Origin of the sequence: Leuconostoc miyukkimchii (assembly GCF_019656055.1) — a bacterium.
In the GTDB taxonomy this organism is placed as follows: Bacteria; Bacillota; Bacilli; order Lactobacillales; family Lactobacillaceae; genus Leuconostoc; species Leuconostoc miyukkimchii.
Map to the genome: position 1 here is coordinate 220363 of NZ_BPKY01000006.1, position 23721 is coordinate 244083.

Annotated in this window: 19 protein-coding genes and 3 tRNA genes; 6 read left to right on the forward strand and 16 right to left on the reverse strand. The window is 37.8% G+C overall.

The window, feature by feature from the left end:
• Positions 1-29 precede the first annotated feature (29 nt).
• The 9 genes from eno to K5Q13_RS07130 all read right to left on the reverse strand — a co-directional run bounded on the left by eno (position 30) and on the right by K5Q13_RS07130 (position 12856).
• Complete coding sequence (gene eno, locus K5Q13_RS07090; protein WP_220741012.1) at positions 30-1355, reverse strand: phosphopyruvate hydratase; 1326 nt, start codon at positions 1353-1355, stop codon at positions 30-32.
• Positions 1356-1444: 89 nt separating this feature from the next.
• Positions 1445-2005, reverse strand: a complete 561-nt coding sequence (locus tag K5Q13_RS07095) for a sigma-70 RNA polymerase sigma factor region 4 domain-containing protein (protein ID WP_220741077.1) — start codon at positions 2003-2005, stop codon at positions 1445-1447.
• A 58-nt stretch (positions 2006-2063) separates the two neighbouring features.
• Positions 2064-2825: a 23S rRNA (guanosine(2251)-2'-O)-methyltransferase RlmB gene (rlmB, locus tag K5Q13_RS07100; RefSeq protein WP_220741013.1), complete on the reverse strand. Its 762-nt coding sequence runs from the start codon at positions 2823-2825 to the stop codon at positions 2064-2066.
• Complete coding sequence (locus tag K5Q13_RS07105) at positions 2822-3229, reverse strand: Mini-ribonuclease 3 (RefSeq protein ID WP_220741014.1); 408 nt, start codon at positions 3227-3229, stop codon at positions 2822-2824. The genes rlmB and K5Q13_RS07105 overlap by 4 nt, the downstream gene beginning before the upstream one ends.
• A gap of 242 nt (positions 3230-3471) precedes the next feature.
• Entirely contained in the window at positions 3472-7134 is a 3663-nt protein-coding gene (rpoC, locus tag K5Q13_RS07110) for a DNA-directed RNA polymerase subunit beta' (protein ID WP_220741015.1), read from the reverse strand.
• Positions 7135-7280: 146 nt separating this feature from the next.
• Positions 7281-10895: a DNA-directed RNA polymerase subunit beta gene (gene rpoB, locus K5Q13_RS07115; protein WP_220741016.1), complete on the reverse strand. Its 3615-nt coding sequence runs from the start codon at positions 10893-10895 to the stop codon at positions 7281-7283.
• A 266-nt stretch (positions 10896-11161) separates the two neighbouring features.
• Positions 11162-11974, reverse strand: coding sequence for a triose-phosphate isomerase (gene tpiA, locus K5Q13_RS07120; protein WP_220741017.1), 813 nt, complete (start codon positions 11972-11974; stop codon positions 11162-11164).
• Positions 11974-12321 carry a hypothetical protein gene (locus tag K5Q13_RS07125; RefSeq protein WP_220741018.1) on the reverse strand — a complete coding sequence of 116 codons (348 nt, stop codon included), beginning with the start codon at positions 12319-12321 and terminating at the stop codon, positions 11974-11976. The genes tpiA and K5Q13_RS07125 overlap by 1 nt, the downstream gene beginning before the upstream one ends.
• Positions 12322-12574: 253 nt before the next feature.
• Positions 12575-12856 (reverse strand): bacteriocin immunity family protein, encoded by a 282-nt coding sequence (locus K5Q13_RS07130; RefSeq protein WP_220741019.1) that lies wholly within the window; start codon positions 12854-12856, stop codon positions 12575-12577.
• Positions 12857-13356: 500 nt separating this feature from the next.
• Between K5Q13_RS07130 and K5Q13_RS07135 the strand changes: the two genes are divergently transcribed.
• A complete protein-coding gene (locus tag K5Q13_RS07135) occupies positions 13357-13896 on the forward strand; it encodes a GNAT family N-acetyltransferase (RefSeq protein ID WP_220741020.1) in 540 nt (179 codons plus the stop codon).
• Positions 13897-14392: 496 nt separating this feature from the next.
• Here the strand turns inward: K5Q13_RS07135 and K5Q13_RS07140 are convergent.
• A tRNA-Leu gene (locus K5Q13_RS07140) sits at positions 14393-14477 on the reverse strand.
• Between the two features lie 261 nt (positions 14478-14738).
• Here K5Q13_RS07140 and K5Q13_RS07145 point away from each other — a divergent pair.
• Together K5Q13_RS07145 and gpmA are read left to right on the forward strand one after the other, a co-directional pair.
• Complete coding sequence (locus K5Q13_RS07145) at positions 14739-14939, forward strand: cold-shock protein (protein WP_013103483.1); 201 nt, start codon at positions 14739-14741, stop codon at positions 14937-14939.
• A 109-nt stretch (positions 14940-15048) separates the two neighbouring features.
• Positions 15049-15762, forward strand: coding sequence for a 2,3-diphosphoglycerate-dependent phosphoglycerate mutase (gene gpmA, locus K5Q13_RS07150; protein ID WP_220741021.1), 714 nt, complete (start codon positions 15049-15051; stop codon positions 15760-15762).
• A gap of 78 nt (positions 15763-15840) precedes the next feature.
• Here the strand turns inward: gpmA and K5Q13_RS07155 are convergent.
• A tRNA-Gln gene (locus K5Q13_RS07155) sits at positions 15841-15912 on the reverse strand.
• 39 nt (positions 15913-15951) lie between these two features.
• Positions 15952-16034: transfer RNA gene (locus K5Q13_RS07160), tRNA-Tyr, on the reverse strand.
• 192 nt (positions 16035-16226) lie between these two features.
• Here K5Q13_RS07160 and K5Q13_RS07165 point away from each other — a divergent pair.
• Positions 16227-16895, forward strand: coding sequence for a phosphatase PAP2 family protein (locus K5Q13_RS07165; RefSeq protein WP_220741022.1), 669 nt, complete (start codon positions 16227-16229; stop codon positions 16893-16895).
• A 46-nt stretch (positions 16896-16941) separates the two neighbouring features.
• On the opposite strand, the gene nrdF is transcribed toward K5Q13_RS07165, so the two are convergent.
• From nrdF to nrdH, 4 genes are all read right to left on the reverse strand, one after another.
• Positions 16942-17919 carry a class 1b ribonucleoside-diphosphate reductase subunit beta gene (gene nrdF, locus K5Q13_RS07170; RefSeq protein ID WP_220741023.1) on the reverse strand — a complete coding sequence of 326 codons (978 nt, stop codon included), beginning with the start codon at positions 17917-17919 and terminating at the stop codon, positions 16942-16944.
• A gap of 3 nt (positions 17920-17922) precedes the next feature.
• Entirely contained in the window at positions 17923-18363 is a 441-nt protein-coding gene (locus tag K5Q13_RS07175) for a class Ib ribonucleoside-diphosphate reductase assembly flavoprotein NrdI (RefSeq protein WP_220741024.1), read from the reverse strand.
• Between the two features lie 84 nt (positions 18364-18447).
• Positions 18448-20619, reverse strand: coding sequence for a class 1b ribonucleoside-diphosphate reductase subunit alpha (gene nrdE, locus K5Q13_RS07180; RefSeq protein WP_220741025.1), 2172 nt, complete (start codon positions 20617-20619; stop codon positions 18448-18450).
• 86 nt (positions 20620-20705) lie between these two features.
• A complete protein-coding gene (gene nrdH, locus K5Q13_RS07185) occupies positions 20706-20936 on the reverse strand; it encodes a glutaredoxin-like protein NrdH (RefSeq protein WP_220741026.1) in 231 nt (76 codons plus the stop codon).
• 476 nt (positions 20937-21412) lie between these two features.
• On the opposite strand from nrdH, the gene K5Q13_RS07190 reads away from it, so the two are divergent.
• Complete coding sequence (locus K5Q13_RS07190; RefSeq protein WP_220741027.1) at positions 21413-22798, forward strand: hemolysin family protein; 1386 nt, start codon at positions 21413-21415, stop codon at positions 22796-22798.
• A 107-nt stretch (positions 22799-22905) separates the two neighbouring features.
• On the forward strand, positions 22906-23571 hold the full coding sequence (locus tag K5Q13_RS07195; protein ID WP_220741028.1) for a histidine phosphatase family protein: 666 nt from the start codon (positions 22906-22908) through the stop codon (positions 23569-23571).
• The last annotated feature ends 150 nt before the right edge of the window (positions 23572-23721 follow it).

Sequence of the window (23721 nt, forward strand, 5' to 3'; positions counted from 1 at the left end):
CTAAAAGAGATGATTTCAAAATACCAATATTACTTATTTTCAATAGCTTCACGTGCATCAGCTGATAAGTTATAAAATGAATGAATACCCTTATACTTAGCAGTTGTGTCCAACAATTCTTCGATACGGATCAATTGGTTGTACTTCGCGATACGATCAGTACGTGACAATGAACCTGTCTTAATTTGACCAGCATTTGTAGCAACAACCAAGTCAGAAATTGTTGTATCTTCTGTTTCACCTGAACGGTGTGATACGATAGCTGTGTAACCAGCTTCCTTAGCCATTTCGATAGCTTCGAAAGTTTCTGTCAAAGTACCAATTTGGTTAACTTTGATCAAAATTGAGTTAGCAGCGCCCATGTTGATACCCTTTTCAAGGTATTGTGTGTTAGTAACGAAGAAGTCATCACCAACTAATTGAACCTTCTTACCCAATTCAGTTGTAATTGTAGCCCAATCTTCCCATTCATTTTCATCAATAGGATCTTCAATTGAAATAATTGGGTAACGATCTGCCAAATCTTCAAGATACTTGATAAATTCAGGTGTTGTGAATTCTTCACCAGTTGACCAACGTAACTTATATGTCTTTGTAGCAGCATCATACAATTCTGATGAAGCAACATCAACAGCGATAGCGATATCTTTTCCTGGCTTGTAACCCGCAGCTTCGATAGCACGGATCAAGTACTTCAAAGGTTCTTCGTTATCAGCGAAGTCAGGTGCAAATCCACCTTCGTCACCAACAGAAGTAGCCTTACCGTCAGCTTCCAACAACTTCTTCAAAGCATGGAAAGTTTCGGCACCATAACGGATGGCTTCCTTGACAGTTGGTGCGCCAACAGGCATAATCATGAACTCTTGGAAATCAACCTTGTTAGCTGAGTGTGCGCCACCGTTGATAACATTCATCATTGGTGTAGGCAAAACGTATGAGTTTGCGCCACCCAAGTATGAGAACAAAGGCACACCTAACTCATCAGCAGCAGCACGAGCAGCAGCAATTGACACAGCCAAAATTGCGTTTGCGCCCAGCTTACCTTTATTTTCTGTACCGTCGAGTTCGATCATAGCTTGATCGATTGCACGTTGGTCAGTTACATCGAACTTACCAACCAAAGCTTTAGCGATAGCATCGTTAACATTGGCAACAGCCTTTGTTGTTCCCTTACCACTAAAGCGTGACTTGTCACCATCACGTAATTCAACAGCTTCATGTTCACCAGTTGAGGCACCTGAAGGTACCATACCGCGACCGAAACCACCTAATTCTGTGATAACTTCTGCTTCAAGTGTAGGGTTTCCACGTGAGTCAAGGACTTCACGTGCGATAATATCAGTGATTAAAGACATATGTCTATTTCTCCTTTGGTTTATGGTTTTATACCATGTATATTATATCACACAGAGATGACTGAAACACAACTTGTGTTTCAAGTTTTTCATGATAATTCAGAAATTGCAGTTTTCATTGCTTTTTTAAAACGATACTGCATTTGCTCAAAACGTCGTGAACTAATCTCTGAATTGTGACTTTCAATGCCTAAAAGTTGTCGCACCATTTTTTTGAATTCTTCTGTTTTAGCAATATCTGTTGTATGCAATAACTCTCGCAATATGTATAGTTGTTCCGGATTATAAGTATCAGTCCCTAGATTAAATAAATTACCTGACTCATCATTATTTTCGGACAAAACTGTTTTTTCAAACTCTGATTTAGCCGTATAATACGACCGCACGAGATCGGTAGCATGATTGGTTAATGCAGTAATAAAATAAGTTGAAAATTTAGCGCGTGGTTTTACCGTATCAAATTTTCTAACACATTTAATTAAAACCTCCAACCCATCAGAATACCATTCATCTGATGTGATACGACTACTAATTTTACGCCGATGAACATCATAAACTGCACCACGTAAATGTTTAATCAGTACATTGTATGCGAATTCGTGTCCGTTTTGTGCAGCACGGACTACTGCTACTAATCTATCTTTCCCCAATTTTTTCCACCATAGTTCTGTATGAAGCAGCATTTACATACCCTACTTCACACAATTCTTACAATGGATTACGAGAACTAAATCCTTGATAAATTAACAAACTTGCAGCAACACTGGCATTTAAACTCTGAACATGCCCAACCATCGGAATTGTCAACATGCTATCTACTTTTTTCTTCAGTAATGGTGAAATTCCCTTTCCCTCATTACCAATTACTAATGCAGTTGCACCTTTGGCATCCCAATGGCGATAGTCTTCACCAGCCATATCTGTCCCAAACACCCAAATACCACGATCCTTTAATTCACTCACAGTATTAACTAGATTTGTCACACGTGCTACAGGTACGTGCTCAATGGCACCCGTTGATATTTTAGCGACTGTGGCAGTTAATTGTACTGCGCGTCTTTTTGGAATAATAATACCGTGAACACCTGCAGCATCAGCCGTTCTTAATATTGAACCGAGATTATGAGGGTCCTCAATACCGTCTAAAATTAAGAAAAAAGGTTCAGCTTGGTGTTTTTTAGCATTTGAAAACAAATCATCAATTGTCGCATAATTAAATGCAGCAACGCTCAAAACAACCCCTTGATGATTTCCGCCATCTGTCAACTCATCTAACTTTGATTTAGGCGCTTGTTGAATGACCAAGCCCTTTTTCTTAGCAAGTTGTGTCACTTCATTACGTATTTTATCTTGTAATCCCGTTTGGAGCCAAACTTTATTAATTTCTTGCGTGCCTTTTAAAGATTCAACACTGGCGTAGTGTCCATAGACAAATTCTGTTTGGTCTGGTGTTTGTTGCTCTTGTTTCATGCGTTTGCTCTCCCTGATTCTACTTGTTCAAAAATCCAATTCATTAATGTGCTGATTCGCTCAGTTTGCCCTGATAAATGTAAAAAACCAAATAATGCCTCAACACCAGTTGATATACGATAAGTCACAACATCAGTGTTTTTCGCCTTTGTATGTGATTTTGCATTGCGACCGCGTTTAAAATATACCAATTCACTGTCTGTTAGCAAATCATCAGTCATCATTTGGGCAAATAGCGCAGCATGCGCTTTGGCAGACACATAATGCCTACTATGCTTTTGCAAATCGTTGACTTTTGTTAATCCTAATGAGAGTAAATGCTGACGCACTTCAAGCTCGTAAATTGCATCGCCAATATAAGCTAACGATAATCCATTCATCTGTTCGTATTGTAAATTTTGCATATCTCCATTATACGCGAGATTTGACATGTACGTATCATTTTTGTGTGTTCTGCAGAACTATTTTAGTTTATACGAAAAAACCATTTATACCAATATTTTTTGCCTAATTGGTATCTTTTTTGTCCTAACTGGTTTTAAAATATGCGATTAACAGCCCGATACTATTTATCACGACAAAAAAAGTTCACGAAAATTCGTGAACTTTTGCCATCAATTATAATAATAAAGTGAATCGATATAACTTATTCTTCAAATGTCTTAGCGACATCATCTAACTTAGGAATATCTGATGACGATTCTTTAGCTACTTCTGGTTGTGCAATGACATCGCCAACAACCTTACTCTTAATCTTACGGTATTCAGCCATACCAGTTCCGGCAGGAATAATCTTACCGATGATAACATTTTCCTTCAAACCAACAAGTGGATCATTCTTACCGCGAATAGCAGCATCAGTCAAGACACGTGTTGTTTCTTGGAAGGATGCAGCAGATAGGAATGAATTCGTTTCCAACGCAGCCTTTGTAATTCCAAGCAGCACTGGACGAGCTGTTGCTGGTACTTGACCCGCAAACAGAGCTGGTTCATTTGCACGTTGGAAATCAGCAATATCCATTAACATTCCTGGTAGAAGATTTGTTTCACCTGGATCCATGACACGAATTTTACGTAACATTTGGCGAATCATAACTTCGATATGCTTATCAGAAACTTCAATACCTTGCAAACGATAAACCTTTTGAATTTCCGTTAGCATGTATGATTCAGTTGTTAGCGTATCAGTGACAGCAAGCAATTCCTTAGGATCAACAGGTCCTTCATTAATTGCATCCCCACGTTGAATATTATCACCTTCAGCAAAACGCATACGCGCTGCCAATGGCAAAGTATAGGTACGTGTATCTGTTTCACCTTCGATTGTCACAGCTTTTGTTCGCTCAGCTGGATTTTCTTCAATGGAAACAACGACACCAGTAACTTCTGAAATTTCTGCACGTCCCTTTGGAATACGTGCTTCAACAATTTCTTGCACACGAGGCAAACCTTGTGTAATATCGTTACCACCCGCAACACCACCCGTGTGGAAGTTACGCATGGTCAATTGTGTACCTGGTTCTCCAATGGATTGTGCAGCCACTGTTCCAACTGCTTCACCAACTTCAACTTCTTCACCAGTAGCCAAGTTGCGACCATAATCAAGCACAGCAACACCGTGTTCTGTCGTTGATGTGAAGACAGAACGAATCGTTACTTCTTCAACACCTGCAGCAACAATAGCCTTTGCAACATCTTCATCAATCATTTCATTACGAGAAACAATCTTTTCACCAGTTGCTGGATCAAAGACAGACTTCATGGCATAACGTCCTAAGATACGGTCATATAGCGGCTCAACAACTGATGTACCGTCCATAATTGCCTTAACAGCAACACCACGATCAGCATTGTTGTTCCACTCACGAACGATAACATCTTGCGCAACGTCAACAAGTCGACGTGTCAAGTAACCTGAGTTAGCAGTCTTCAAAGCCGTATCAGACATTCCCTTACGCGCTCCGTGAGTAGAAATAAACATTTCCATCACTGTCAAACCTTCTCGGAAGTTAGCTGTAACAGGCAATTCAATAATCTTACCACCAGGTCCAGCCATCAAACCACGCATACCAGCCAATTGAACGAAGTTAGAGATGTTACCACGTGCCCCTGAATCCTGCATCATAAAGATAGGGTTTGTTGGTTCAAACAAATCAATCAATTTATCTTGAATAACATCTTTAGCTTTGGTCCAGATTTCAGTCACACGTTGATAACGTTCTTCATCTGTAATCAAACCACGTCGGAACTGCTTTGTAACAGTCGCAACTTGCTTATGTGCATCTTCCAAAATTTCTGGTTTCTCAGTTAATTCTGTTACGTCGTTCATTGAAACAGTCAAACCAGATTCTGTTGACTTTTCATAACCAAGATCTTTCATACGATCCAAAAGCAATGATGTTTCTGTTACTTTATAACGCTTATAGACTTCAGCAATAACATCTGATAAGAAACCTTTTTTAAAGGCACTAACAGTCGCTGTATCTGCCAAATAGTCATGGATGTTTTCACCTGACTCGATGAAGAAATCATCACTAATACCCTTGAAATTGTCTTCAGATGGTTCGTTAATATAAGGGAAATCAACAGGTAAAATTTCGTTAAAAATCAACTTACCTACTGATGTTACCATAATCTTTGAACGTTGTTCAGCCGTAAATGGCTTTGCTTCTGGGAATGACGATGTTTGAATACCAATACGTGTATGGTAATGTACAACTTTACTTGCAAAGGCAATTTCAGCTTCTTCAACTGATGAGAATACCATACCTTCACCTTCACGGCCAACTTCTTCGGCTGTCAAGTAGTAGTTTCCAATAACCATGTCCTGAGATGGGGCCACGATAGGCTTGCCATCTTTTGGTGCCAAAATGTGTCCAGCAGCAAGCATCAACAAACGTGCTTCAGCTTGTGCTTCATCTGATAATGGCACGTGAATAGCCATCTGGTCACCATCAAAATCGGCATTATAAGCTTCAGTAACTAGCGGATGCAAACGCATGGCCTTACCTGAAACCAAAACTGGTTCGAAAGCCTGAATACCTAAACGGTGCAATGTAGGTGCACGGTTCAAAAGTACTGGATGTTCCTTAATAACATCTTCCAAAACATCCATCACGTCTTCATCAGCTTTGTCAATTTTACGCTTAGCAGACTTGACGTTACCGGCCAATTTACGTGTTGTCAATTCTTTCATGATGAACGGACGGAACAATTCAATTGCCATTGGACGTGGCAATCCCATTTGGTTCATTTTCAAGAAAGGTCCAACATCAATAACTGAACGACCAGAATAATCAACACGCTTCCCCAAAAGGTTTTGACGGAAACGGCCTTGCTTACCCTTCAACATGTGAGACAATGACTTTAATGGTCGGTTACCAGGACCAGCCACAGGACGACCACGACGGCCATTATCAATCAAGGCATCGACAGCTTCTTGCAACATACGCTTTTCGTTTTGCACAATGATGCCTGGCGCATTTAAATCAAGCAAACGCTTCAAACGGTTATTACGGTTAATAACACGACGATACAAATCATTCAAATCAGAAGTGGCAAAACGACCACCTTCAAGTTGAACCATTGGACGTAGGTCTGGTGGAATTACTGGAATAACATCCATAACCATCCACTCAGGCTTGTTATTTGACTGGAAAAATGCCTCGATAATATCCAAACGACGTACAGCACGTACACGTTTTTGACCGGTTGCCTCTTGTAATTCGCGCTTTAATTGATCTGCTTCAGCAGCTAAATCAACATTGGCTAACAAATCTTTTATTGCTTCAGCACCCATGCCAGCTTTAAAGCTCGCACCATATTCACGCTTCAATTCACGGTATTCACGTTCTGTCATTAATTGCTTTTTTTCAACAGGCGCGTCACCAGGTTCAATGACAACGTATGAAGCAAAGTAAATAATTTCTTCAAGTGAGCGAGGTGACATGTCTAGCACAAGACCCATACGTGATGGAATACCCTTGAAGTACCAAATATGTGTAACGGGTGCAGCTAATTCGATGTGACCCATACGTTCACGACGAACTTTTGATGATGTAACTTCAACGCCACAGCGATCACAAACAATTCCTTTATATCGGATTCGCTTATATTTACCACAGGCGCATTCATAATCTTTTGTTGGTCCGAAGATGCGTTCGTCGAACAAGCCATCTTTTTCTGGCTTAAGTGTTCGATAATTGATCGTTTCTGGCTTCTTTACTTCCCCGTAAGACCATGAACGAATCTTATCAGGAGAGGCCAAACCGATTTGCATGCTTTCGAACTTATTAACATCAATTGCCATCTATTTGCTGTTCCCTTTCATCATTTATTACATCAGTTTATAAGTACAATTACCACGTTTGCTATAAGCTATCATCAATAGTCATTACCATTGAAAATACCTTACAACAAACGTGCAATAACTATACTTACACGCTGTATATTATATTAAATTCCATCAGTTGTTGGCGTAACGTCTTGAGATTCTACCTTCAAGAACGCTGCAGCAACTTCTTCATCATCTTTGTTCAATAGATCAGGATTTGAACGTACTAACTTTTCAAGTGCGTCAACTGGCAATATTGTATCATCTTCATCCATTTGGCGAAGTTCAACTTCATCACCACCGCCATCCAAGACCTGCATGTCCAAACCAAGCGCTTGTAATTCTTTAACAAGCACACGGAATGATTCAGGTACACCTGGACGTGGAATTGGTTCACCCTTAATAATTGATTCATAGACCTTAACACGACCAGCAACATCATCTGACTTATATGTCAAAATTTCTTGCAATGTGTATGCGGCACCATAAGCTTCAAGGGCCCAAACTTCCATTTCACCGAAACGCTGACCACCAAATTGTGCTTTACCACCCAAAGGCTGTTGTGTAACAAGTGAGTAAGGTCCGATTGAACGTGCATGAATTTTATCATCAACCATGTGGGCTAACTTCATATAATGCATGACACCAACACCAACACGCTTATCAAATGCTTCACCGGTACGACCGTCATAAACAACAGACTTACCATCTTGTGGCAACCCAGCTTCACGCAAAGCAGCTTCGATTTCATCATCGCTTGCACCATCAAAAACAGGTGATGCAACATGAATTCCTAACTTTTTAGCGGCAAATCCTAAGTGTAATTCAAGTACTTGACCAATGTTCATACGTGAAGGCACACCCATGGGTGACAACAAAATATCAATTGGTGTACCATCTGGCATGTAAGGCATATCTTCTTCAGGGACAACAACGGAAACAGTTCCTTTGTTACCATGACGCCCGGCCATTTTATCACCAACTTGTATCTTACGCTTTTGTGCAATATAAACACGAACCATCATGTTTACACCAGGCGCTAATTCATCACCATTTTCAGGGGTATAAATACGTACGTTTTGAACAACACCACCACCACCGTGGGGAACACGTAATGAAGTATCACGTACTTCACGCGCTTTTTCACCGAAAATAGCATGAAGCAAACGCTCTTCAGCTGATAATTCTGTTACACCCTTAGGTGTGACCTTACCAACCAAAATATCACCATCATGAACTTCAGCACCAACACGAATGATACCATCAGCATCCAAATCTCTTAACTGATCTTCACCAGTATTAGGGATTTCACGTGTCATTTCTTCCGGTCCAAGTTTTGTGTCTCGTGCTTCTGAATCATATTCTTCAATATGAATTGATGTATAGACATCTTCTCTTACTAAACGTTCATTCAAAACAATGGCATCTTCGAAGTTATAACCTTGCCAAGTCATGAAGGCAATTAATGGGTTTTGACCCAATGCTAATTCACCTTGTTCCATTGATGGGCCATCAGCCAAAACTTCATCAGCTTCAACATGTTCCCCTTCATGGACGATTGGTTTTTGGTTATAGTTTTTTCCACCGTTAGAACGACGGAACTTCATTAATTCATAACTGTCTAATTGACCATCTTCACGACGTACGCGAATTTCACGACCGTCAACGTATTCGACCAAACCAGCTGCACGTGAAATCATGGCAACACCAGAATCATGTGCTGCTTTGTATTCAATACCAGTTCCAACAAGTGGTGCATGTGGATCAAGCAATGGCACAGCTTGACGTTGCATGTTGGCACCCATTAAGGCACGGTTAGAATCATCGTTTTCCAAGAAAGGAATAGCAGCAGTTCCAACAGAAACAACTTGCTTAGGCGAAACGTCCATATAATCAATTCGATCGATTGGTGTTTCAATGTTTTCTTCACCAAAACGGGCCATCACTGTATCATGTACAAAACTACCATCTTCATTCAAAGGTGAGTTAGCTTGTGCGACAATAAAGTTATCTTCTTCATCTGCTGTCAAATAGTCAATCTTGTCAGTGACCATGTGTGTTGTCCAGTCGACACGACGATATGGTGTTTCAATAAAGCCATATTTGTTAATACGCCCATAAGTAGCTAGCGAATTAATCAAACCAATGTTTGGACCTTCTGGCGTTTCAATTGGATCAATACGACCATAGTGTGTATAGTGCACATCTCGCACTTCAACACCAGCTCGATCACGTGTCAAACCACCAGGTCCAAGAGCTGACAGACGACGCTTATGGTTCATTTCACCTAACGGGTTCGTTTGATCCATGAACTGTGACAACTGTGATGAACCAAAAAATTCTTTTACAGCTGCAACAACGGGACGAATGTTAATTAATTGTTGTGGTGTTACTGTATTCGCATCTTGAATTGACATGCGTTCACGGACAACACGTTCCATACGCGTCAAACCAATACGGAATTGATTTTGTAACAATTCACCAACTGAACGAATACGACGGTTTCCCAAATGATCTATATCATCAACATTTCCAATACCTTCTTGTAAGTTCAAGAAGTAATTCATACCTGCCAAAATATCGGCCGGGCGAACTGTACGATCATTTTCATCAATATGACCATTACCGATTAATAGCAAAGTCTTTTCAGGATTTTCAGGTGATTCAATTTTGATTCTTTGAAGCACAACTGGTTCTTCAAGTACAGCATCCCCAGAAGGCGTATATGTTGTTGTTTTAAAATCTTCACGTTCCAAGAATGGTGATAGCTTTGACATTACTGTCTTATCAACAGTTGTGCCTTTTTCTGCAATCACTTCACCAGAATCAGGATCAGCTAGTGTCTCAGCTAATGTTTGGTTCAACAAGCGTGTCTTAAGTGATAGTTTCTTATTAATTTTGTAGCGACCAACTGAAGCCAAATCATAACGCTTTGGATCAAAGAAACGTGCAACAAGTAATGCACGTGATGAATCAGCAGTCTTTGGTTCACCTGGACGTAGACGTTCATAAACATCTTTCAATGCTTCTTCAACACGTGAATCAGACATATCTTTGTGCACATCTTTTTCCAAAGTCATGTTCAAAGCGTCATATTGATCAGAGAAGATATCAAGAATATCTGAATCTGAACCAAAACCAAGTGCACGTACAAGTTCAGTCATCAACAACTTACGTGTACGATCGATACGAACGTTAGCAATTCCCTTAGCGTCTGTTTCGTATTCTAACCATGCACCACGGTTAGGGATAACTGTTGTACCGTAACGTGGACGGCCATTTTTATCATTTTCCTGATTATAATAAATTCCTGGAGAACGTACAAGTTGTGAAACGATAACACGTTCTGCACCATTAATAATGAATGTTCCTTGCTCAGTCATCAATGGGAAATCACCAAAGAACACGTCTTGGGATTTAATTTCACCAGTTTCATGGTTTGTTAAACGCAAAGTAACATGTAATGGTGCTGAGTAATTGGCATCGTGTTCACGTGCCTCATCAATATTATATTTTGGTTCCATCAACTGGTAGTCGACGTATTCTAACGATAATGTTCCTTGGAAGTCATCGATTGGCATGATATCGCCAAACATTTCCTTAATACCGTCATCTAAGAACCATTGATATGATGCCGTTTGAATTTCAATCAAATTAGGCACATCAAGTACTTCTTTGATGCTAGCATATGAACGACGGGTACGGTGCTTACCGTACTTTACTAAATGTCCTGCCACACTTATCACCTCGCTTGTTTTTCACTGTGTTCTGTTTGTTACAATTCAGTTACAAAATCAATTTTATGTCTGATTTCGGCACCGCATAGGCACAAAAAAAGCAATCGCCGCTGTTTCCGCAGACAACGTTTGCTTCAATATAATGGTATTGCGGACAATATTTCGCAAAATGCCGTATTTATTCACAGTATTACTATTAATAATTATACGCTTTTAGCATTTTTTTGCAAGTCTGTCCAAGATTAAAATTAATGATGTCAATTCATTCAAATATGATCGACATCAAACTCTGGCACGTTAGGATCACGCGCAATTTCCACTAACTGTAAAAATTGCGTCGGATCAAGTGCGGCTGTTCCCACAAGCACACCGTCTATGTCATTTTGTAGCATAATCTCACGCGCATTATTTGGTGTCACTGAGCCACCATATAAAATACGCACTTGCTCTGCAATGACAGGAGAATACAGCTTAGCTAGTGTACGTCTTATGAGGTGTGCCGCTTTTTGAGCTTGATCAGCACTTGCTGCCTCACCTGATCCTATTGCCCACGTTGGTTCATATGCAATAGTGACATTTCTAATTTGGTCCACCGAAACACCTGCTAATGCAGCAGCCACTTGAGCGACTGAAGGTTCAGCGTCCATAAATTGTGCATAAGTACTCATATCTTCATCAACATCAATAATTGGTCGCAAGCCGTTTCGCAAAGCCGCTGTCACTTTTAAGTTGACTGTTGAATCCGTTTCATTAAAAAACTTACGACGTTCAAAATGACCAATCAAAACATACTTGGCTCCGACATCTTTTAAAGCCCGTGGGGATGTCTCACCAGTGTACGCGCCATTATCTTCCCAATGCACATTTTCAGCAACAATATGAATTGGTGATTCAGCCGTGGTGCGCACCATATCTGCCAAGAATAAATCTTGCGCTGCAATACCTGTCTCAACAATATGTTCATCCGGCACTTTATCATTAACTCTTGCTAGGAAGTCCATCACATCTGATTGCAATTTATTAATTTTCCAGTTAGCAACTACAAACGGTACCCGTCGCGTCTTATGATTTTTAGTCATTATTTATCACCACCCCTTAACATCATAAATATGAACGCCGCTTCAATTAAAAGTAACATAGCGATATATTGTGGCTCTTCGTTAATAACATGCAACACTGCAAAACTAAAAATTAGCACACCAAGGCCGATACTAGTTTTCACCAAAGACTGGTTGTACTTACTACGTGTTAACTGTTCTGTTAAATGCTGATTTTTTGCCACCAATTCTGACACATCGAGTTTTAACGTTTCTAATTCATCTAATAACTTATCATTTTCTTGCTGGATTGCTTCAAGTTCCGTACGTGATACAGGTTCTTCCAGCGGTAATTCAGCTGTTTTTTTTGTTCGTTTAAAGAGCATCATGTTATTCTCCAATTATTACTATTTTAACACAATTCAAAAGTTTGCATGTTTTTAAATAGGTCACAACTAGCAATCAAAAAATATTATGAATAAAATGCCATTATGACAGGGTATTCACCCGAAAACAGCTATCCTAGTTCGACAATTTCTGCATATCGATGTTTTAATAACACATAATAAAAAACATTGGCTATGAGCCAATGTTTTGATTTGGTAAGTGTGTCTGGTTCATTCTTAGTTCCTTAGGGGAACATTATATTATTAAGGTGTCTCTCCCACCCAAGCCGTTTCCAATATAATGTTGTGATAATTCACTCAAAAATTTAACTGACACTGGCTTCAATTCTTGTTTTACTGCCAAAAAAGATAACTTTTGATTTAAAGAAACAGAAATCGCCCTGTCGTTGTGTGTAAGCTCTAATTCCTTCTTATACGTTACGAATATTTCTCTTTCAGTCTCAGTAATTGTCTCATCGAGAATTAAATTAACCAGTGATTTTAACAGCCAATTTTCATTCGGTACTTTCCAATCCATATCTACCCCCATTTTCTAACCCAATTTAATAGCATTATCTATCTAAATTAACCAAGTACCATTAGATTTTAAACACCATCTAGCATTTCTTTTATTTTATTACTATTAGTATATCAAATCAAGGGCGTTGTAGAAAAAAATTAGTTTTTACTGAATCAATTGCCAGTTATTAAAAATAAATAGTTCAAACGATCATCTGATATATGATGCTATTGATGCGTTTTCTTTAAATCATTCATTATATTTGTTATGATATAGGCATATTGATTTTGTTGTATCGAACCCTGCCGCTAAGCTATTTGTGCAATATGTGACACACTGAATATAAAGAGGCTTGATTCATACTTTACTATTAAAAATAGACGTGCAAACCCTTATCCACGTTAAAAGATGTACCATTGGAGTTGCATATGACTGCAATTAGGAAGAATTAATCTGCCGCACTTCTTTAATTGTCTTACAATTCATCATAATACACATTAAAGAAAAGAGATTACGACATGTTTACAGGTAAAAATATAAAGTTGTCACACTATCATGACAACGACGGTCAAAATTTAGCAAATTGGCAATGGGATGAAGATTTTGTGAATCCATTGGCTAGTGATATGATCCATCCTTACACTGCTGAAGATTGGGAAAAAATATTTAGAAACGCTTCCAATAGTTACGAAAATGTTGAATTTACTGTTCGAAAAATCAGCGATAATAGTTTAGTCGGATTTGTTGATTTATCTGATATTAGTATTCGCAACCATTCCTGCGAACTTGGCATCGGCTTTCCAAAAAAAGAAGACCGATCCAAGGGTTATGGTACTGAAACGTTATCTTTAATATTGAACTATGGTTTCAATAATCTCAATATGCACAAAATCAAGCTCTCAGTTTATCCTTTCAACATCGGTGCCATAAAAGCCTATATTAAGGCCGGTTTTATCAAAGAAGGCACATCCAAGAATGAGATTTTTTATAATGGTAAATGGGTTGATATTGACCATTATGCCATTTTTCAAGAAGACTGGTACGCAAGGCAACAATAAACAAAATATAAAACGAAAGCCGCGATCTACATTTAAATAAGATCGCGGCTTTTTCATTAGTCTCTCTTGTGTGTAACTAGCATTAAATATAATACCGTTAGTGTAGTAATCAGAGAAACAAAATATGTGACATCAACACTTCTCTTAACTATGATCCATGATAGAAAAACAGATAGATATAACACATAATCCCACCAAGCTAATTTTACATTACTGTACTTGTAACTTTTATAGACTAAAAAAAATCCAACTAAAATCCAACTAAAATTAACATGACTATAACTAGCCAATAAATAAAATTCGACATTATATTACCTCTTGACTCATAATTTAATACAATATACATTTGATAGCGTCCGATAACACTGCTTACTCGCTTGGTTATAAAAGTATCTAAATGTGTGATATGCTATGAAACACTGTGCAACGTTTTTCATAAAAAAAGGCGTTACATCAAGGTTTTTGCAACCCTATGCAACGCCATGAAATGCTATAATGCAGCTGGCGGGAGTCGAACCCGCACGCCCTTAACGGGCACAGGATCCTTAATCCTGCGCGTCTGCCAATTCCGCCACAGCTGCGTTATTATCTCTAGTGACAACTCTATAATTCTATCGTTAATAGCACTGATTGTCAAGGTTTGGCCATTGGCTATAAACACATTTAAACATCACTATTTATTTTCCCTCAGTTTTTTACTTGCTTATTTTTATCAGTATGGTACACTGGTCTTGTAATAAAAGTTTTTGATTTTGATTTGTTTTTCTCGGAAGGCGCTCAAGTACCAATTATTTAAGTTACAAAAAAATTATTGGTGGAGCACACCAAAGGAGAAACACATCATGGAAAAAGGCACAGTAAAGTGGTTTAACGGCGAAAAGGGTTACGGTTTCGTAACTCGTGAAAACGGAGAAGATGTTTTTGCACACTTCTCAGCTATTCAAGGTGACGGCTTCAAGACTCTTGAAGAAGGCCAAGCTGTTGAATTCGAAGTTGAAACTTCAGACCGCGGATTGCAAGCTGCTAACATCACAAAGTTGTAAGATTAAGTTCTTCTACTTTGAAAAACTCGCTTAGGCGAGTTTTTTTGTGTTCCCTTTTCGTGGTATAATATAATCGTTAAATTAAACACAAACTAAGGAGTTAGCACACATGGCTAAGTTAGTATTAATCCGTCACGGTCAAAGTGAATGGAACGCATTAAACTTGTTCAACGGTTGGGTAGATACAAAATTATCTGATAAGGGCGTTGCCCAAGCAAAAGAAGCTGGAGAATTGTTGGCTGCCGAAGGTATCCAATTCGACCAAGCTTACACATCTGTTTTAACACGCGCAATTACAACATTGCATTATGCACTAGAAGAAGCTGGTCAATTGTTCATCCCTGAAGCAAAGTCATGGCGTTTAAATGAACGTCACTATGGCGCTTTACAAGGTCAGAACAAAGCCGAAGCTGCTGAAAAGTGGGGAGACGAGCAAGTTCACATTTGGCGTCGTTCATATGACGTTTTGCCTCCATTGTTGGATAGTTACGAAGAAGAAGTTACTGTTCAAGGCAAGAACTATCCTGCCTTTGATCGTCGCTACGCTGATGTACCTGAAGGCGAATTGCCATTGGGCGAAAATTTGAAGATTACCTTAGAACGCGTATTGCCCTTCTGGGAATCAGATATTTCAAAAGACTTAAAAGCTGGTAAAAATGTTGTTATTGCTGCTCATGGTAACTCATTGCGTGCGCTAGCAAAGCATCTTGAACATATTTCAGATGATGATATTTTAAATCTTGAAATAGCTAACGGACAACCACTAGTATATGATTTGGATAGCAATTTAGAAGTTGTTTCAAAAACTACATTAAGCAAGTAATATAAAAGTCGACACTAATTAAATTAGTGTCGACTTTTACTTTAAAATAAAAAAGCCTCTCGGCTTTCTACAATATTATTGCCCCTGCTGGATTCGAACCAGCGCATGTCGGTACCAAAAACCAATGCCTTACCACTTGGCGAAGGGGCAATAGTTAATTTATTTAGCCGTTAACTATTAAATCGGCTATGGGAGCGGTAGGATTCGAACCTACGAACCCGAAGGAACGGAGTTACAGTCCGTCGCGTTTAGCCAGACTTCGCTACACTCCCATATCTCAAACAACTATACTATCATATCAAATTTATTTACAGTTGGCAACCCCTATTTAATAATTTCTACCGCGTAACGTACAATTATTGACATGTATTAATGTTTTATTTACTAGCGTAATAGTCTTGTTAATGTTGTCATATTTCATTATACTAGAGTAAGGTAAAAATCCATATTTGGAGTCGTATATCATGATTGTATCTGTTACAAATAAACAACGCCGATCGGCAATTATTAATGTCGTTATTGCCGTTATATTAGCCATTCTTATTAAACTAAATATCATACTGCCTAAGATAATAGATGACAATGTTCACAGTTGGTTCGCCAATCTGCAAACTGGGTTTGGCGATGTCATTATGTCCATTGCTACTTTTCTTGGTAATCCTGTGGTTGACGTCGTTTACGTTCTTATTTTAGCAGGTATCCTCGTCATTGCTAAGTTGCACATCCCAGCTATCTGGACAGTTGCAACAATTTTGCTAGGTGACGTCTTCCTGACAATAATTAGACTCATTATAGATCGTCCACGACCTGTGGGTCACTTACTTGCTGATAGCTCGAGTTCTTTTCCTAGTACACATGTATTTGGCTTATTCGTTGTTATATTTATCATTGCTATTCTTGTCACGCCAAACATTAATTCTACGTATGCTCAAATAATTATTAATTGGCTTACTATTATTATTGGCTTGATGACAATAATGAGTCGTATTTATTTCAATGCGCACTTTCTCAGTGATACAATTGCTGCTGTATTATTTGCTTACAGTTGGGTAATCCTTTCCGCTTCTTTCTATCCTAAATTAGCGATATTCTTGCAGACCCACATTTCAATATTTAAACACGATGAGATATAAAAAACAGCGACGCCATCTAGAAATAGATAACGTCGCTGTTTTTTAATTACTTTTTTCCAATTGTATAGTCGTCTTCTTCCATCGCTTCAACTGCACCAAGTAAATAACCATTTCCCACACCGGAGAAAAAATCGTGGTTTGCTGTCGATGTTGAAATACCATTCATAACAACCGGATTGACATCTTCTGCACCATCAGGGAACATTGGTTCTTGCCCCAGATTCATTAATGCTTTGTTGGCATTATAGCGCAAGAATGTTAGTACCTGCTCTGTCCATCCCAAATCATCATATAATTCATGTGTATATTTTTCTTCATTTTCATAAAGTTCATAAAGTAAATCATACATCCAACTTTGTAGCTCTTCACGTTCTTGTGCAGGTAGTTGATTGAAACCAATTTGAAATTTATAACCAATATAAGTACCGTGAACAGATTCATCACGAATAATTAATTTAATAATTTCTGCAACATTCAACATTTTGTTGTGTCCTAAGAAATATAGCGGCGTATAAAAACCTGAATAGAACAAAAAAGTTTCTAGAAAAACAGAGGCAATCTTCTTTTGCAACGGTGATCCTGTTTGATAAATGCCATTAATACGATTAGCCTTATATTGTAAAAATTCGTTCGTATCAGCCCAATCAAAAATTGCTTCTATTTCTGATTTTTCATTCAATGTTTCAAAAATAGAGGAATATGACTTAGCATGAACTGATTCCATAAACTGAATATTGTTTAATACAGCTTCTTCTTTTTGGTTCACAACATCTAATTTCAATTGCGCCATACCATCTTGAGACTGCAATGTGTCTAAAGTTGTCAAACCACCAAACACTAGATTCATCGTTTGGCGTTCTTTATCTGACATGTTCCCACGCCATGTTCTCAAGTCATTTGAAATTGGAATACGTGTATCAAGCCAAAATTGTTGCGTTAATTTTTCCCATGTTGCCTTATCTAACTCATCTTCAATTGTATTCCAATTGATTGCTGTATATGAATTGTCTTTCAAATGTTCCATAATTTATTCTCCAAATAAAGGCCTAATCAAGGCATAAGCTTTCTCTGCATCAAATTTACTACCCCGAAGTTCATAGGCAAACACCATCGGGACATTAAATTTTTTCGCATACCGTATCGCTGTTAAATTAAATTGTACGTTGAAATTACGATTACCTGATCCAATAACACCTTTTAAATAATGCTGATTACGACCAAATTCTATATACTCACCCAAGGCATTAGTAAAAATCTCCGTCACTTCTGGTCCAGTGCCTGTCCCACCGTTCAAATAAGTAGGCACAATAGCAACATACGGTTCTGTCTCATTTGCATAGTCTGTTTCGTCTCCGATAACACGTGCTTCAAAAACATCCCCTTCTTTTTCAGCAATTACCTGCAATTTTTCAATAAATGACTTGGTATTTCCCTCAGTAGAGGTATACAAGACGTTAATTTTTGTCATAACTATTGTGTTCCTCAACTATTACTATACTATATGTACGAGTAAATCACCTATTATAAATTAATTAGGCGATTACTTTTAAGTTTAAATTGAGCAACTTTCGCACTCATTAACCCCTGATTCTTGATTATCATCTGTAAAGGTACGTACATAATACAACGATTTAATTCCTTGATTAAATGCGTAATGACGCAGAATAGTCAAATCACGAGTCGTCATTTTTTCAGAACGTCCTTTTTTCCATTCATACAAATCATCAGACAATGTAGATCGCATAAATAGCGTTAATGCCATTCCCTGATCTATATGTTCTTGAGCCGAAGCATAGACATCAATAACTTTTCGCATATCTGTATCGTAAGCAGATACATAATATGGCATTGTCTCATTATTCAAACCTGGTGCAGGATAGTAAACTTTTCCTATCATACCCTCTTGACGTTCTTCAATCTTGTTAACAATAGGTAGCAATGTAGCCGTTGTATCATTAACATAAGAGATTGATCCCGTAGGTGCAATTGCATGGCGATATGCATTATACATACCATACTTTGCAACATTATCCTTTAATTCTGCCCAATCATGTTTTGTTGGTATATGATGTTGTGCAAATAATTCAACAACTTTTTGTGTACGCGGTGCCCAATTGTTTTCTAAATACTTATTAAAGTAAGAACCATCTGCATATGTTGACTTATCAAATTCAAAAAAAGTTTCATGACGTTCTTTAGCAATAGCCATTGAAGCTTTAATAGAATGATAGTTTAATGTCATAAAGAACGTTGAGGTGAAATCCAAGGCTTCATCGTCACCATAATACATCTTATTTTGAGCAAAATAAGCCGCAAGACCCATTGCTCCCAAACCTATCGCATGTTTCTCAGTATTTCCCTTTGCAATTGATGGTACAACATCTAAATTCGATGTGTCCGATACGTATGTTAATGCACGCACCATTGTATCAACTGATTCAGCGAAATTATCTGTTGCCATCATGTTCACAATGTTAATTGATCCAAGATTACAACTCACATCTGATCCCAGTCGTGTGTACTGTTGCGCGTTATCAAGATCAGATGGTGTCTGCACTTGCAAAATTTCCGAACATAAATTAGAAGAAATAATTTTTCCTGAAACTGGGTTTTCGCGATTAGCAATATCTATGTTAATGATATATGGATAACCAGATTCTTGCTGTAACTTAGATATTTCTTCTTCTAGGGCACGTGGATCTACCCGGTACTTCGTAATTTTATCATTGGCAACCATATTATCATATTCAGCTGTAATATCAATATAGTTAAATGGCTCTCCGTAAACCTTTTCAACATCGACAGGGCTGAATAAATACATGGCTTCATTTTTGCGCACTAATTCATAAAACTTATCAGGTACTGTTAGACCAAGTGATAAGGTCTTAACACGGATTTTTTCATCAGCGTTTTCTTTTTTAGTTGATAGAAATGACAACACATCGGGATGGAAAACTGACAAATAAACAACACCTGCACCTTGTCGCGCACCAACTTGAGAAGAGAAAGTAAAGGAGTCTTCTAGTAATTTCATAATAGGCACAATGCCGCCTGCTGAGTTAGCAATACCCATCACTGGTGCGCCAGCTTCTCGAACATTGGAGATATTGATACCAACACCACCACCCATTTTTGATAATTGTAGTGCTGAATTAATTGTTCTACCAATGGAATTCATGTCATCAGAAGTTTGAATAATGAAACATGACACAAGTTCACCACGACGTGCACGACCAGCGTTCAAGAAACTTGGCGTCGCTGGTTGATAGCGCTGATGAATCATTTCATCAGCAAGACGTAACGCAAGTTCTTCACGACCATCTGCATAATATAAAGCATTCATCGCTACACGATCAACATAAGTTTCAACATAATGTTGACCATCATTTGTCTTCAAAGCATATTGATTATAAAATTTAAAAGCCGCCATAAACGACTTAAAATTAAAGTGTTGACTCTCCAAATAAGCATAAAGTTTTTCTATGAACTCTAAGCTATATTTTTCGATGAATGTGCGTTCTAAAAAGTCATTCTCAAATAACCAGTCAAAACGTTCAGCCAATGAATTGAATTTCATCACATTTGGCCAGACATTTTCCTTTAAGAAAGCATCAAGTGCTTCCTGGTCCTTTTCAAGTTGAATTTGATTATTTTTAGGAATATTGACTTGATTGTTCAAGTCAAAATAAGTGACTTGATCTAAATTAAGTTCTTTTAACGGCATAAATTTGTCCTTTGTAGTTTTAAAAGTCACACATTAAAGAAATAAAAAGACATCGGTTGTTGTCTCACGATGTCAGGTACCTCAGTTTAAGCTGAAATTTTCTTCAATACATCCGGGCGGAAACCTGAAAACTTTGCCATGCCCTCTATTGAAACAACAGGCGTTTGACGAAAACCATCTGCTTTCAATGTATCAACATATTGCGTATCCTCTTCAATGTTGATTTCCTTAAATGCAATACCCTGTGCCTCTAAAAATTTTTTAGTCATCTTGCACTGCACGCAATTATATTTAGTATATACTGTTACTTTTTCCATAAGCGCCTCTTATTAGATTTATTTTTTGTATTTAATTTAAATAACTATTACTTGTAAGTTTACCTTTTTTCTAAAAAATAACAAGGACAATATGCGTCCTAAACAAACAATTGTTCGTCATCATCCAATGAATACAGTGTATCACAACGAAAAACTATATAAAATTTCACAAAACAATAAGACGAACGTTGAAATCATTGATATGTCAACGTTTTTAATCCTTTTTGAAAAATTTAATTCTCGACTATAATTTTATAAAAGCCTTTTGTGGGGCGTTTTATTAACCTTTTTAACTCATGTAAATAAAATTCGGTAGTATTGTGACCGAATTTTTGTTCGATTTTAATACCTAATATTATTTTGTTTAAAATAATTGTTCGTTTTTTAAAACTTACAATTTTAATAATTGATTTAGTTTTTCCTTTTTTTCTGGTATAATAGCGGTTAGTTATATATAAGAAAAGAGGTTTACGAATTTGGATTCTGGTCCGTCTATGCTCCTCAACTTTTTCATTATTGTTGTGGTGCTATTACTCGCTATTCTATTTACACTAACAGAATATTCTTTGGTTAAGGTACGTCTCAGTGCTTTGCGTGATTTGCAAGAAAATCGTGAAAAGCCTTCACGAAATATAGCAAATGCTATCCACATGGTCACGCATTTAACTGAATACCTTTCAACCGCACAAGTTGGTATTACACTGACAAGTTTGATTTTAGGTTGGGTTGGTGAAGAAACAGTTGCTAACATCATTCTAAGTTCAGGTGTCTTACCACCCGAATACGCTCGTGCTGTTTCCTCAGTATCTGCCATGATCATTTTTACAATCGTTCATGCTGTATTCACTGATTTGGTACCCAAAAACATTGCCATTGAATCTCCTGTGAAGGTATTACTCGTCATTGTTCGTCCTGTACGTTTTTTCCATATTACACTTTTCCCAATGATTTGGGCGCTTGATCATTTATCAAACGTCATCACGCATATGCTTGGATTTCGTACGGATGGTGAAGAAGATATCTACTCACAAACTGAAATATTATCTCTATCTAAAAATGCTGCTGCTGCAGGAGAATTAGATGAGGAAGACCTAACATTTATGCAACGTGCTTTTGAGATGAATGATAAGGTCGCTGTTGATATTATGATTGATCGTACATCTATGACAGCAGTTGATGTTAAAACGCCGATTTCCGAAGCACTTAATTTGTATTTACAAGAACGTTATTCCCGTTTTCCTGTGATTGCAGATAACGACAAGGATAAGGTTTTGGGATATGTATTTAACTATGATTTAGTGCGTCAAGCACGAATTAAAGATACTGATCCCGTTTCAAAAATCATGCGTGACATCCCTGCAGTACCTGAAAACATGGACTTACATGATGTCATGGACGAAATGATCATCAAGCGTTCTCCTATTGCCATCGTCGTCGATGAATATGGTGGTACTAGTGGTTTAATTACTGATAAAGATATTTATGAAGAGCTTTTTGGTACCGTACGTGATGAAATCGATGATGTGTCTGATGATTATATTGAAAAGCTCGGTGATCATCATTATAAAGTTTCTGGTAAAATGACACTTTATGATTTTGAAAGATACTTCAAACAAAATGTTAAGGAATTAGAAGATAACGATGCTGTTACTCTAACCGGTTATGTTTTAAATGAAGATCCTGAGTTTAGAGCTGGCGATACCATGAAAGTCGCTAACTTCGAACTCACCGCATTAGATTATGACAATGCTTATATTTCTCAATTCACCGTTACAGTTCTGCCAACACCGCGACAGGATCGTAACGACAATGGTATCTTTGATGAAGACGAAACTAAGGCGTCCGAGAAAGCCTCTTCTTAAAAGATTACCTTTTATAATAAATTTTTGAGGAGGGAATGTGTTGAAATACTATGGTAATTTGTATAGCAGATACGCTCACAAATTATTGGTAGATACACAACTATACTATGCCTATTAACCTTTATATTGTTCGACACGGTGAAACCTATTTCAATTTTTTGCACCGCTTTCAAGGCTGGTCAGATGCGCCTTTAACATCGAAAGGCATCCAGCACGGACTTGATGCAGGTTCGAGACTAGCCAACGTTCATTTTGATGGTGCTTATTCTTCAGATTTAAGTCGTGCTATTCATACCGCACGTTATATTTTGCAGAACAACACATCCGATTCGCCTCTCAATCCCAAAGAATTGCCTGATTTTCGTGAACAATTTTTTGGATCGTTTGAAGGACTTAATAGCGATACTGTCTCTGCAAAACTTAACGCATATAAAAATAGTTCTTTGAGTACCTATGCTGATTTAATCAAGACGTATGGTATGGCTGAAGCAATGGACACAATTCGATTAGTGGACCCTTATAATTTTGCAGAAAACGATTCACAATGGTGGACCAGAGTATCTCATGGATTTGATGATATTCGTAATCGTCACCATGATGGTGATAATGTCCTTATTGTGTCACATGGCACAACAATTCGTGGTATCGCTGAAAAATTAGATCGGCACGACCTTGCTGGTGATCCTGTAAAAAATGGTGCACTGATGCAAATAGAGTTACTCAACGATTCAGCAACTATTTCAAGATTTAACGATGATACAACTATTTTTTGATAGATAATTTTTCTAAAAACTGATAAACTAACATTAACTTAAATAAAGGTGAGTATATTATATTGTTGAACAAATTTTAAGATTCCATACACAAAAATGATTAGATAGCTTAATTATTTTTATGTATACATCTTGAGATTGGTTCGTATT

What these genes read in the sequence shown, in the direction of transcription:
- eno (WP_220741012.1), bottom strand. Translation starts at nt 1,355, where the DNA reads ATGTCTTTAATCACTGATATTATCGCACGTGAAGTCCTTGACTCACGT.
- rlmB (WP_220741013.1), bottom strand. Translation starts at nt 2,825, where the DNA reads ATGAAACAAGAGCAACAAACACCAGACCAAACAGAATTTGTCTATGGA.
- K5Q13_RS07105 (WP_220741014.1), bottom strand. Translation starts at nt 3,229, where the DNA reads ATGCAAAATTTACAATACGAACAGATGAATGGATTATCGTTAGCTTAT.
- rpoC (WP_220741015.1), bottom strand. Translation starts at nt 7,134, where the DNA reads ATGGCAATTGATGTTAATAAGTTCGAAAGCATGCAAATCGGTTTGGCC.
- tpiA (WP_220741017.1), bottom strand. Translation starts at nt 11,974, where the DNA reads ATGACTAAAAATCATAAGACGCGACGGGTACCGTTTGTAGTTGCTAAC.
- K5Q13_RS07125 (WP_220741018.1), bottom strand. Translation starts at nt 12,321, where the DNA reads ATGATGCTCTTTAAACGAACAAAAAAAACAGCTGAATTACCGCTGGAA.
- K5Q13_RS07130 (WP_220741019.1), bottom strand. Translation starts at nt 12,856, where the DNA reads ATGGATTGGAAAGTACCGAATGAAAATTGGCTGTTAAAATCACTGGTT.
- K5Q13_RS07135 (WP_220741020.1), top strand. Translation starts at nt 13,357, where the DNA reads ATGTTTACAGGTAAAAATATAAAGTTGTCACACTATCATGACAACGAC.
- K5Q13_RS07145 (WP_013103483.1), top strand. Translation starts at nt 14,739, where the DNA reads ATGGAAAAAGGCACAGTAAAGTGGTTTAACGGCGAAAAGGGTTACGGT.
- gpmA (WP_220741021.1), top strand. Translation starts at nt 15,049, where the DNA reads ATGGCTAAGTTAGTATTAATCCGTCACGGTCAAAGTGAATGGAACGCA.
- K5Q13_RS07165 (WP_220741022.1), top strand. Translation starts at nt 16,227, where the DNA reads ATGATTGTATCTGTTACAAATAAACAACGCCGATCGGCAATTATTAAT.
- nrdF (WP_220741023.1), bottom strand. Translation starts at nt 17,919, where the DNA reads ATGGAACATTTGAAAGACAATTCATATACAGCAATCAATTGGAATACA.
- K5Q13_RS07175 (WP_220741024.1), bottom strand. Translation starts at nt 18,363, where the DNA reads ATGACAAAAATTAACGTCTTGTATACCTCTACTGAGGGAAATACCAAG.
- nrdE (WP_220741025.1), bottom strand. Translation starts at nt 20,619, where the DNA reads ATGCCGTTAAAAGAACTTAATTTAGATCAAGTCACTTATTTTGACTTG.
- nrdH (WP_220741026.1), bottom strand. Translation starts at nt 20,936, where the DNA reads ATGGAAAAAGTAACAGTATATACTAAATATAATTGCGTGCAGTGCAAG.
- K5Q13_RS07195 (WP_220741028.1), top strand. Translation starts at nt 22,906, where the DNA reads ATGCCTATTAACCTTTATATTGTTCGACACGGTGAAACCTATTTCAAT.